We start from the raw sequence: 11,121 nt of genomic DNA on the forward strand, positions 1-11,121 counted from the left end.
TCGGTCGGCTGGTCGACCCGATGGCGACCACGCCGACCGGCCGCTCCGCCCAGCCCCATCCGGCCAGCACGGTGACGCACGCGTCGAACAGGTCATCGGACACCGGACCGTCCTCAGTGGACGAGAACAGCTCGCGGAGCCGGTTGCCCCAGCCGATGTCGGTCAGCCGGCCGAGCGCCCGGCCCGGCTCGGCCGCCTCGGCGATCTTGCCCGACAACGGGACGTTCAACCGATCCATGCCGCTGGGCCACTGCCGGCGGGGCGACACCTCCACGCCCGGCCTGCGTAACCGTTCGGCGGCCACGGTCATGCCGGTGTCGGACACCTCGGTGCTCCACCGCCGGCCCGTGCAGTTGTCGCACCGGCCGCATGGCGCGGCGTGCGGATCGTCGAGCTCGCGCAGGAGGAACTCCATCCGGCAGCCGTCGGTCTTCTGGTACGCCAGGATCGACCGCTGCTCGGCCTTCCGCGCGGCCGCGATGCCCTGGTAGCGCTCGGCGTCGTACTCCCACGGCTGCCCGGTGGCCTCCCACCCGCCGCGCACACGCCGCACGGCACTGTCCACATCGAGCACCTTGAGCACCATCTCCAGCCGGCCGCGGGACAGCTCGACCAGAGGCTCGAGCCCGGGGAGCGACAGCGGCCGGCCGGCGCCGGCCAGTGCCGCGAGCACCTGGCGGACGACCCGCTCGGCCGGGAACGCCAGCGAGGTGAAGTAGTTCCAGATGTCGCGATCCTCGATGCCGGGCAGCAGCAGCGCCTCGGCCCGCTCGACCGCCCGCCCGGCCCGACCGATCTGCTGGTAGTAGGCGATGGGGGAGGGCGGGGCGCCGAGGTGGACCACGAAACCGAGATCCGGTTTGTCGAAGCCCATGCCCAACGCCGAGGTGGCCACCAACGCCTTGACCCGGTTGGCGAGCAGATCCTGCTCGGCCTGCTCCCGCTCGGTCGGGTCGGTCTTGCCGGTGTAGGCGGCCACCGCGAAACCCCGGTCACGCAGGAACGCGGCGACCTCGTGCGCCCCGGCGACGGTGAGCGTGTAGATGATCCCCGACCCGGGCAGATCCCCGAGCCGCTCGGCAAGCCAGGCGAGCCGGGCCTGCACGGTGGGCAGCGTGACCACGGCCAGCCGCAGGCTCTCCCGGTCCAGCCGGCCGCGCAGTACGAGCGTGTCACCCTGGCCGAGGTCGAGCTGGTCGGCGACGTCGCGCACCACCCGGTCGTTGGCCGTGGCGGTGGTGGCCAGCACGGGAACACCCTCGGGCAGGGCGGCGAGCAGCGTGCGGAGCCGGCGGTAGTCGGGGCGGAAGTCGTGGCCCCAGTCGGAGATGCAGTGCGCCTCGTCCACGACGAGCAGGCCGGCCGACGCGGTCAGCTCCGGCAGCACCGTGTCGCGGAAGTCGGGGTTGTTCAGCCGTTCCGGGCTGACCAGCAGCACGTCGACCTTTCCGTCCAATACGGACTGGTTGACCTGCTGCCACTCCTCGACGTTGGCCGAGTTGATCGTCGCCGCGTGCACCCCGGCCCTGGCCGCCGCCTCGATCTGGTTGCGCATCAACGCAAGCAGCGGGGACACGATGACCGACGGCCCTTCGCCCAGCATGCGCAGCAGCGCGGTGGCGATGAAGTACACCGCGGACTTGCCCCAGCCGGTGCGCTGCACGACCAGCGCCCGCCGGCGGCCCATGACCAACGCCTCGATGGCGGTCCACTGGTCGGGCCGCAGCCGGGCGCCGTCGCCGGCAAGGGCTCGGAGTCGTTCATCCGCGGCTGTGCGCAGGGCTTGCTCGTCCACGTGTCCACCCTGACGTATGGGACCGACGGTGGGCCAGGGGGAGATCGAACGAATGGTCCATTCGTTCGGGTTGGTCCGGGCAGGCCCAGGTCAGAGGCGCACGACCGGCTGGCCGTACGCTGATCGAACTATGTCCCATCAGGCACAGGGCAAGCGCATCGGGATCATGGGCGGCACCTTCGACCCCGTGCACCACGGGCACCTCGTGGCGGCCAGCGAGGTGCAGTCCCAGTTCGACCTCGACGAAGTGATCTTCGTGCCGACCGGGCAGCCGTGGCAGAAGAGCCATCAGACGGTCAGCCCGGCCGAGGACCGGTACCTGATGACCGTGATCGCCACCGCGTCCAACCCGAGGTTCTCGGTGAGCCGCGTCGACATCGACCGCGGTGGCGTCACGTACACCATCGACACGCTGCGTGATCTGCACGCCCTCTACACCGACGCAGAGCTGTTCTTCATCACCGGCGCCGACGCGCTCGAGCAGATCCTCACCTGGCGGGAGGCCGACGAGCTGTTCGGGCTGGCCCATTTCGTCGGCGTGACCAGGCCCGGGTACGACCTGCGCGACCACCACCTGCCGACCGGCGCGGTCAGCCTGATCGAGGTGCCGGCGATGGCGATCTCGTCCACCGACTGCCGGGCCAGGGTGGCGGCCGGCGAGCCGGTCTGGTACCTCGTGCCCGACGGGGTCGTCCAGTACATCTCGAAGCGCAAGCTGTACAGCGCATCCTGAATTCGCGAGCATGTCGCACTGGCAACCCCCGGTACTCTCGAGGAACTCGAAACCCGAGCACATCACCAGAGGAGTGACGTGGCAGCAACGCACGACGCCCGCCGGCTGGCCCTGGTCGCCGCGAACGCGGCGGCGGACAAGAAGGCCAGCGACGTGATCGTGCTGGACGTGTCCGACCAGCTTGTGATCACCGACTGCTTCGTGATCGCCTCCGCGCCCAACGAGCGGCAGGTCGGCGCCATCGTGGACAACGTCGAGGAGAAGATGCGCGACGCCGGCACCAAGCCGGTCCGGCGGGAGGGCGCCCGCGAGGGTCGGTGGGTGCTGCTCGACTTCGTGGACGTCGTGGTGCACGTCCAGCACAGCGAGGAGCGGGCGTTCTACGCGCTGGAGCGGCTGTGGAAGGACTGCCCGCGGATCGACTTCGACGCCGCTGAACCGGAACGGGGGGAGGGCGGCGCCTCGTGACCCTACGGCGGCTGGTGCTCTGGCGCCATGGCGAGACCGACTTCAACGCGTCCGGACGGATGCAGGGCCAACTCGACTCGGTGCTCACGCAGGTCGGCTGGAACCAGGCCAGGTTCGCCGTCCCGGTGCTGGCCCGGTTCTCGCCCGACCTGGTGGTCGCCTCCGATCTGCGCCGGGCAACCGACACCGCCACCGTGTTCACCAACGCCACCGGCGTCCCGCTGCGCATCGACAAGCGGTTACGGGAGACCAACCTGGGGATCTGGCAGGGCATGACCAGCGTCGAGATCGACGAGCAGTGGCCGGGCAGCCGGCAGGCCTGGCAGACCGATCCGACCTGGTCACCACCGGGCGGGGAGTCGCGGGTGGAGGTGGCCGCCCGCGCGTACGAGCTGATCGCCGACCTCGACCGCGCGGACAGCGGCGTGTCCACCGTGCTGCTGTGCGCCCACGGCGGGCTGACCGCCGCGCTCACCGGGCACCTGCTCGAGCTGCCGGTCACCGCGTGGGCCAAGCTCGGCGGCATCGGCAACTGCCACTGGACCGTGCTCGAGCGGCGCCTCACCAGCGGGCTCGCCTGGCGCTTGATCATCTACAACGCGGGGATCACCGGCTAGATGGCGACGGTGTTGTTGTTCGGTGACTCGCTGAGCTTCCACGGGCCGGACGGGCCGCATCCGGCCGACGATCCGCGGCTGTGGCCCAACATCGCCTCGGCCGCGCTGGGCGGCACCACCGAGCTCGTCGCCGGCTTCGGCTGGACCGCGCGGGACGCGTACTGGTCGCTGGTCGGCGATCCGCGCGTGTGGACGTTGCTGCCCAAGGCGGACGTGCTCGTGCTCGCCGTCGGCAGCATGGACACCCTGCCCTCGCCGCTGCCCACCTACCTGCGGCAGGGGATCCGCTACCTGCGCCCCGACCCGCTGCGCCGCTGGGTCCGCCGCACCTATCTGAGCGCGCAGCCGTGGCTGGCCCGGATTACCCGCGGCCGGCCCGCCGCGCTGCCGGCGGCGCTGACCGTGCGCTACCTCGACCAGATCCTGACGGCCATCCGCGCCCTGCGACCCACGTTGCCCGCCGTCGGGGTCCTGCCCCCGGTGCACCGCGCGCGGTCCTACGGGTTCGTGCACACCGAGCGCCCGCGCACCACCGGAGCGGTCCGGGCCTGGGGCGCCCGCGTCGGCGTCCCGCTGCTCGACTTCGCCGCCCTGACCGGTGATCACGTGCTTGCCGGGCACGGCAACCCGGACGGCATGCACTGGGGCTGGGACGCGCACCGGGTCGTCGGGGCGGCGCTTGCGGACACGATCCGCGCGCTGCTCTGTACCGATCTTCACCCGTAGGCTCAGCGTTCGTGCCCGTCGCCGTCGTCACCGACTCGACCGCGCACCTGCCGGAGGGGTTCGCCGACCGGCACGGGGTGCGGGTGGTCCCGCTGCGCGTGCTAATCGACGGGCGCGCGGTGCTCGACGGGATCGACATCGGCCCGACCGAGCTGGCCGCCGCGTTCGGGCGGCGGCAGACGGTGACCACGTCGAGGCCCAACCCGGACGAGTTCATCCCGGTGTACCGCGAGCTGCTGGCCAAGGGGGCGTCCGTGGTCTCGGTGCATCTGTCCCGGGAGCTGTCCGGGACATGGGAGTCGGCGCGGCTGGCGGCCGAGGAGGTGGATCCGGACCGGGTTCGGGTGGTCGACTCGCGCACGGCCGTGATGGGGCTCGGGTTCGCGGTCCTGCGGGCGGCTCACGTCGCCGAGGCCGGCGCGCCGGTCGCCGAGGTGGCGGAGGCTGCGGTCCGGGCGGCGGCGGGGACCAGGACGTTCTTCGTGCTGGAGACCCTGGAGTACCTGCGCCGCGGCGGCCGGATCGGCGCCGGGGCCGCGTGGCTGGGAACCGCGCTGGCGGTGAAGCCGGTGCTGCACGTGGACAACGGCCGCATCGTGCCGCTGGAGAAGGTGCGGACCACCGGCCGGGCGGTGGCCCGGCTGATCGACCTGGTCGTCGAGGCGGCCGGCGACGATCCGGTCCAGCTCGCCGTGCATCACCTCGCCGCGCCCGACCGGGCCGCCGAGCTGGCCACCCGTCTCGACGAGCGGGTCCGCGGCTCATCCGGCTGCGTGGTCTCCGAGGTCGGCGCCGTGATCGGCGCGCACACCGGGCCGGGAATGCTCGGCGTGGTCATCTGCCCGTGCTGAAATCCGCGATCGTCCCACACCGGTCCGACATTTTCGGCTGCCCGGCCGACGTTCGGCGCCGGTTGTCCACAGCGCAACCGGTTGTCCACAGCGGACCGCTCGGCGCCCCGCGACCGGGGCGCGCGGGCCTAGCGTCGTCGCCGTGCCCGACAACACCACGCGACCCGACTCCCCGGCCCGGGACCGGCTCGACCGCCTGATCAGAGCCGCGCGCGCCGGCCGGGCGGGCCGGGTCGACGACCTACCCCCCGACCAGCAGTGGATCGACGAACCCGCGGCCGAGCCCGGCCCCGTTCGGCAGGCTCCCGCGCCCGCCGCCGACCCCTGGTGGCGCCGCGGCCGGGCCGGCCGCATGGTGGAACGCTGGGTGCCCGGTGGCGCCCCGGCCGGCGCCCGGCGCCGCGTGCCGGTCTTTCTGCTCGCCGCGCTGGTGCTCGGCACGGCGGCCGGCATCGGGGTGGCGCTCTCCTCGGACGGCGGCCCGGAGCCGCCGCCCAACCTCCCGGCCGTCGCCGCCTCGCCGAACCCGAGCGCGTTCGAGCCGAGCGGCGCGCCCGGCGCCGGTGGCACGATCGTGGTCAGCGTCGTCGGCCGGGTCGTCCAGCCCGGCTTGGTCACACTGCCCGACGGCGCCAGGGTCGCCGACGCGGTGCGGGCGGCCGGCGGCCCGGCGCCCGGAGTCGACGTCAGCGGCCTCAACATCGCCCGCCGGCTCAGCGACGGCGAACAGATCTACGTCGGCATCCCACCCCCACCCGACGCCCAACCGGCCGGTCCCAGCGCGGGCGGCTCCGACAAGATCGACCTGAACACCGCGTCCGTCGCCCAGCTCGACACCCTGCCCGGCGTGGGAGCGGTCACCGCCCAGCGGGTGGTCGACTGGCGCCTCGCCCACGGCCGCTTCACCCGCGTCGAGCAGCTTCGCGAGGTCGACGGCATCGGGCCCGCCCGCTTCGCCAAGCTCAAGGATCTGGTGGTGGTCCGATGATCACCGCAACCATCCCGGCGACACGGCTGGACTGGCGGTTGGCGCCGGCCGCGGTCGCGGTCTGGCTGGCGACGCTGCTCGGTCTGCTCGTCGCGTGGTGGCTGGCGACGGCGATCGGCGCTCTCGCGAGCGTGATCGGGCTGTGGGTGCTGTGCGGCCGGCGCGGTCCGCGTGATCCGCCGGGGCGGTGGCTGCGCCTCGGGGTGGGCGTCTCGCTGCTGGCGTGCGGATGTGCGGCGGCTGTGGGCACCACGGTGCGGCTGCGCGAGGCGGCGCATGATCCGCTGCGGTCACCCGCCGCGCGCGGTGCGTCGGGCGCGTTCCGGGTGGAGCTGACCGAGCGCCCGCGCCCGGTGGTGTCGCCGGGGTTCGGCGGGCGGCAGGGCGGCGTCCAGGCGGTGGTGCTGCCCGCGCGGATGCGACACGCCCCGGTCGATGGCCGGGCCGTACCCAGCGACGGCGAGGTGCTGCTGATCGCGCCGGTCGACGGGTGGTCGCGGCTGCTGCCCGGCCAGGATGTCGAGGTCCAGGCCGTACTGGCGCCGGCGAAGCCGGGCGGGTTGACCGTCGCCGTGCTGCGCGTTCGCGGACCGCCGCACGTGCTCAGCGAGCCGGCCGTGTGGCAGCGCGTCGCCCAGGTGCTTCGGTCCGGGCTGCGCGAGACGTCCGGTGTGCTGGACCTGGAGGCGGCCGGCCTGCTCCCCGCGCTGGTCGTCGGGGACACCGACACCGTGCCGCGGCACGTGATCGAGCAGTTCCGGGTGGCCGGCATGGCGCACCTGCTCGCGGTCAGCGGCGCCAACCTGGCGATCGTCTGCGTCGCCGTGCTGTTGCTGCTGCGGGCGGTGCGGGTCGGTCCGCGCGGCTCCGCCGTGGGCGCCGGGCTGGCGCTGGTGGGGTTCGTGGTCCTCGCCGGACCGGAGCCGAGCGTGCTGCGGGCCGGCGTCATGGGCGGCGTCGGGCTGCTCGCGCTGGCGATCGGCCGGGAGCGGGCGGCGCTGCCTGCGCTGTCCGCGGCGGTGATCCTGCTGGTGCTGCACGACCCGGACATGGCGGTCAGTTTCGGTTTCGCCCTGTCGACGCTGGCGACGGCGGGACTGGTGCTCCTGGCTCCGCGATGGGCGGACGCGCTCGCGGGGCACGGTGTGCCGCGGGGCGTCGCCGAGGCGCTCGCGGTCCCGGCGGCCGCCCATCTGGTCACCGCGCCGGTGGTGGCCGGAATGTCCGGCCGGGTCAGCATGATCGCGGTCCTGGCGAACCTGCTGGCCGCCCCGGTGGTGCCGCTCGCGACCGTGCTCGGGGTGCTCGCCGCGGTCCTGGCTCCGGTCGCGCCGTGGCTCGCCGAGCCGCTCGTCCGGCTGGCTGGGCCGGAGGTGAGCTGGCTGCTCCTGGTGGCCAGCAACGCCGCAAGGGTGCCGGGCGCCGCGATCGACTGGCCGTCGGGCTGGTGGGGTGGCCTGTTGCTGCTCGCGATCATCGTGGTGCTGCTGGTCGCGCTCCGGCGCCGGCGCACCCGGGTGATCATCGAGCTGGGCCTGACCGCCGTGCTGGTCGTGGTCATCCCGGTGCGGGTGATCGCGCCCGGCTGGCCCCCACCCGGCTGGGCCATGGTGGCGTGCGACGTCGGACAGGGTGACGCGGTGGTGCTGGCCACCGCCGAACCCGGCCGGGCCGTCGTCGTGGACACCGGCCCGGAGCCGGGCCCGGTCGACGACTGCCTCGACCGGCTCGGCGTGGACAGCGTGCCGCTGGTGGTCCTGAGCCACCTGCACGCCGACCACATCGGCGGGCTGGCCGCCGTGCTCGCCGGCCGGGCCGTTGGCGCGGTCGCGGTCGGCCGGGCGCGGGTGCCGGACTGGGCGTGGCGGGAGGTGTTCGGCGACGCCTCCCGGGCCGGGGTGCCCGTCGTGCAACTCGCCCGCGGGCAGCGCCTTGCCTGGCCGGGACTGGCCATCGACGTGCTCGGCCCAGGGCCGGCGGAGGTGGTGCCGCGCGCCGGCGCGGACGGAACGGAGATCAACAACGGTTCACTCGTCATCCGGGCGCTGACGCCGGCCGGCCGGGTGCTGCTCACCGGGGACATCGAGCTGGCCGCCCAGGCGGATCTGCTCACCGCGCGGGCGGACCTGAGCGCCGACGTGCTCAAGGTCCCGCACCACGGTTCCCGGTACTCGGCGCCGGAGTTCCTCGACGCCACCAGGGCCCGCATCGCCGTGGTCAGCGTCGGCGCGGGCAACCGCTACGGGCACCCGAGCCCGGTGACGCTGGGCGCACTCGTCCGGCGCGGCGCTCAGGTGCTGCGCACCGACACGAACGGAGACACCGCGATCATTCCCACCCGAACCGGACCCGGCGCCGTCTCCCGGGGTCCGCCCTGACCGGGGTCAGCCGGCGAGCACCTCGCGGACGGCGTCGGTCGACGGGGGCACCACGGCGCGCGGGCCGATCTTGTCCTGGACCGCGTCGAGCGTCTTGAGGCCGTCGCCGGTGATCAGCAGGACGGTCTCGGCGTCGGGGTCGAGCTGGCCCGTCTCGACCAGCTTCTTCGCGGTGGCCACGGTCACCCCGCCCGCGGTCTCCGCGAAGATGCCCTCGGTCTTGGCCAGCAGCCGGATGCCGGCGACGACCTCGTCGTCGGACACGTCCTCGACCGCACCCGACGTGCGGCGCACGGCGTCCAGCACGTAGGGGCCGTCCGCGGGCGCCCCGATGGCCAGCGAGCGGGCGATCGTGTCGGGCTTGACCGGGCGGACGACGTCCAGGCCGGCCTTGAACGCGGCCGCGACCGGCGAGCACCCGGTTGCCTGGGCCCCGAACACCCGGTACGGCGTCGGCTCGACGAGGCCGAGGTTGCCCAGCTCCCGGAATCCCTTGTCCACCTTGGTCAGTTGGGCTCCGGAGGCGACCGGCACGACCACCTGCTCGGGCAGCCGCCAGCCCAGCTGCTCGGCGACCTCGTAGCCGAGCGTCTTGGAGCCCTCGGCGTAGTACGGCCGCACGTTGACGTTCACGAACGCCCAGTCCTCGTGCTCCGCGGCGAGTTCGGTGGCCAGCCGGTTCACGTCGTCGTAGTTGCCGTCGACGGCGATCAGGGTCCCGTCGTACACGGCGGTGGTCAGGACCTTGGCCCGCTCCAGCGAGGCCGGGATCAGCACGACGGAGTTCCAGCCGGCGCGGGCGGCCGCGGCTGCGACGGCGTTGGCGAGGTTGCCGGTCGAGGGGCAGGCAAGGACCGTGAAGCCGAGCTGGCGGGCGGCCGCCAGAGCGACCGCAACCACCCGGTCCTTGAACGAATGGGTCGGGTTGCCGGTGTCGTCCTTGACCCACAGCGACCGGATGCCGAGCGCCGCGGCCAGCCGGTCGGCCTTCACCAGGCGGGTCAGGCCGGGCTCGGTGTTCGGGTGCTCCTCCACATTGGACGGTACGGGCAGCAGCCTGCGGTACCGCCAGATCGACTTGGGTCCCGCTTCGATGTCCGCCCGAGTCACGGTGCCGAACTCGTAGGCGACCTCGAGCGGGCCGAAACACTCGGCACAGGCGAACTCGGCGGCCAACGGGATCTGGTGCCCGCATTCGCGACAGGACAGCGCGCGGGCCGGGCCAAGGTTGTACGAGGTGGTCGTGTCGTCGTATACACCGACAGATGTCATCGCGAGGTCTCTCCTCATCTGTCCCGCTGTGCGGGTCGGAATTGGCACCGTGGTCGTCGCCGTCCTCGCGAGATGCGATGTGTCGACGCCGGTTGCCGGGGCTTCTTTGGGCCGATCCCTCTGCCCCTCTGGATGAGCGGTATTCAGTTGTGGGCCGCCGGCGAGCCGGGGCTGACAACTACGCTACGGCACAACGCCTCCGCGCGGCCAACCCGGTGTCCAGGATTCGAGAGCGTCGTCAGCCAGGACCGCACGATGGAAGGGCCGTTCAACCCCGTCGGCCCGGTCTGGCACAGTGGCCGCCGTGACCGCCCCCGCCATCACACCCCCACCACTTCAGCTCGTGCTCGGCGAAGAGGAACTGCTCGTCGAGCGCGCGGTGCGAGCAGCACTCGACGCGGCCCGCCTCGCCGACCCCGCCGCCGAGCTGACCAGGGTCCGCGTGGCCGACCTCACACCCCCCGAGCTGGCCGAGCTGGTCAGCCCCTCCCTGTTCGCCGAGGGCCGGGTGGTCGTCCTCGACGGCGGCCATGAAGCCGGCCAGGAAATCGCCGCCGCCATCGCCTCCTACGCCAAGGCCCCCGCCGACGGCGTCACCCTCGTCCTGCTCCACAACGGCAGCGGCCGCAAACCCGCCAAGGACCTGATCACCGCGTTCAAATCGGCCGGCGCCACCCTCACCGAATGCGCCAAAATCACCCGCCCCGCCGACCGCGAAGCCTTCGTACGCAACGAGATCCGCCGCGCCGGCGGCAAAAGCGACGCCAACGCGGTCGCCGCACTGATCGACGCCGTCGGCTCCGACCTGCGCGAGCTGGCCTCCGCCGCCGCCCAACTCGTCGCCGACGCCGACGGCAAGATCACCGAGGAGGCCGTCCGCCGCTACCACCGCGGCCGAGCCGACGTGACCGGCTTCGCCGTCGCCGAGAAGGCCATCACCGGCGACGTGGCCGCCGCCCTCGAGTCCCTCCGCTGGGCCATGCAACTCGGCGTCCCGCACGTCCTGGTCGCCGACGCCCTCGCCGACGCCGTCCGCACCGTCGCCAAGGTCGCCGGCGCCGGCCGCGCCGACCCGTCCCGCCTCGCCGCCGAGCTCGGCATGCCCACCTGGAAAGTCCGCAAAGCCCTCTCCCAATCCCGCGGCTGGCACCCCGCCGGCCTCGCCGACGCCATGCAAATCGTCGCCGACGTCAACGCCGACGTGAAAGGCGTCGCCGCCGACCCCGACTACGCCCTTGAGCGCGCAGTCCTGCGCCTGGCGAGGGCGCATCGGCGGGGGGAGAGGTAGGGGCC

General features: G+C 73.4%; 10 protein-coding genes and 1 riboswitch. Of the genes, 8 read left to right on the forward strand and 2 right to left on the reverse strand.

Annotated elements, in window-relative coordinates:
* Nucleotides 1–1,795 (reverse strand): RecQ family ATP-dependent DNA helicase (locus VGX25_RS35055; RefSeq protein ID WP_326922289.1); only part of this gene is annotated, 1,795 nt, incomplete at its 3' end.
* Between the two features lie 130 nt (nucleotides 1,796–1,925).
* Between VGX25_RS35055 and nadD the strand changes: the two genes are divergently transcribed.
* The 7 genes from nadD to VGX25_RS35090 all read left to right on the forward strand — a co-directional run bounded on the left by nadD (nucleotide 1,926) and on the right by VGX25_RS35090 (nucleotide 8,556).
* Complete coding sequence (nadD, locus tag VGX25_RS35060) at nucleotides 1,926–2,528, forward strand: nicotinate-nucleotide adenylyltransferase (RefSeq protein ID WP_326922290.1); 603 nt, start codon at nucleotides 1,926–1,928, stop codon at nucleotides 2,526–2,528.
* A 78-nt stretch (nucleotides 2,529–2,606) separates the two neighbouring features.
* Entirely contained in the window at nucleotides 2,607–2,996 is a 390-nt protein-coding gene (gene rsfS / locus VGX25_RS35065) for a ribosome silencing factor (protein WP_326922291.1), read from the forward strand.
* Complete coding sequence (locus VGX25_RS35070) at nucleotides 2,993–3,613, forward strand: histidine phosphatase family protein (protein WP_326922292.1); 621 nt, start codon at nucleotides 2,993–2,995, stop codon at nucleotides 3,611–3,613. Before rsfS ends, VGX25_RS35070 begins: the two co-directional genes overlap by 4 nt.
* Nucleotides 3,614–4,339, forward strand: a complete 726-nt coding sequence (octT, locus tag VGX25_RS35075; RefSeq protein WP_326922293.1) for a diglucosylglycerate octanoyltransferase — start codon at nucleotides 3,614–3,616, stop codon at nucleotides 4,337–4,339. It abuts the gene before it with no gap.
* Between the two features lie 11 nt (nucleotides 4,340–4,350).
* Nucleotides 4,351–5,190 carry a DegV family protein gene (locus tag VGX25_RS35080; protein WP_326922294.1) on the forward strand — a complete coding sequence of 280 codons (840 nt, stop codon included), beginning with the start codon at nucleotides 4,351–4,353 and terminating at the stop codon, nucleotides 5,188–5,190.
* Nucleotides 5,191–5,332: 142 nt separating this feature from the next.
* Nucleotides 5,333–6,178: a ComEA family DNA-binding protein gene (locus tag VGX25_RS35085; RefSeq protein WP_326922295.1), complete on the forward strand. Its 846-nt coding sequence runs from the start codon at nucleotides 5,333–5,335 to the stop codon at nucleotides 6,176–6,178.
* Nucleotides 6,175–8,556, forward strand: coding sequence for a DNA internalization-related competence protein ComEC/Rec2 (locus VGX25_RS35090; protein WP_326922296.1), 2,382 nt, complete (start codon nucleotides 6,175–6,177; stop codon nucleotides 8,554–8,556). Before VGX25_RS35085 ends, VGX25_RS35090 begins: the two co-directional genes overlap by 4 nt.
* A gap of 6 nt (nucleotides 8,557–8,562) precedes the next feature.
* On the opposite strand, the gene thrC is transcribed toward VGX25_RS35090, so the two are convergent.
* Nucleotides 8,563–9,828: a threonine synthase gene (gene thrC / locus VGX25_RS35095; protein WP_326922297.1), complete on the reverse strand. Its 1,266-nt coding sequence runs from the start codon at nucleotides 9,826–9,828 to the stop codon at nucleotides 8,563–8,565.
* An 11-nt stretch (nucleotides 9,829–9,839) separates the two neighbouring features.
* Nucleotides 9,840–9,967, reverse strand: a riboswitch (SAM riboswitch).
* 165 nt (nucleotides 9,968–10,132) lie between these two features.
* Here thrC and holA point away from each other — a divergent pair.
* Entirely contained in the window at nucleotides 10,133–11,116 is a 984-nt protein-coding gene (holA, locus tag VGX25_RS35100) for a DNA polymerase III subunit delta (RefSeq protein WP_326922298.1), read from the forward strand.
* Nucleotides 11,117–11,121: the final 5 nt, after the last annotated feature.

This window comes from Actinophytocola sp., from assembly GCF_035942955.1.
GTDB lineage: Bacteria > Actinomycetota > Actinomycetes > Mycobacteriales > Pseudonocardiaceae > DASYTH01.

Excerpts from the sequence above, each read along its gene's own strand:
- nadD (WP_326922290.1), top strand. The coding sequence starts at position 1,926 with ATGTCCCATCAGGCACAGGGCAAGCGCATCGGGATCATGGGCGGCACC.
- octT (WP_326922293.1), top strand. The coding sequence starts at position 3,614 with ATGGCGACGGTGTTGTTGTTCGGTGACTCGCTGAGCTTCCACGGGCCG.
- VGX25_RS35090 (WP_326922296.1), top strand. The coding sequence starts at position 6,175 with ATGATCACCGCAACCATCCCGGCGACACGGCTGGACTGGCGGTTGGCG.
- thrC (WP_326922297.1), bottom strand. The coding sequence starts at position 9,828 with ATGACATCTGTCGGTGTATACGACGACACGACCACCTCGTACAACCTT.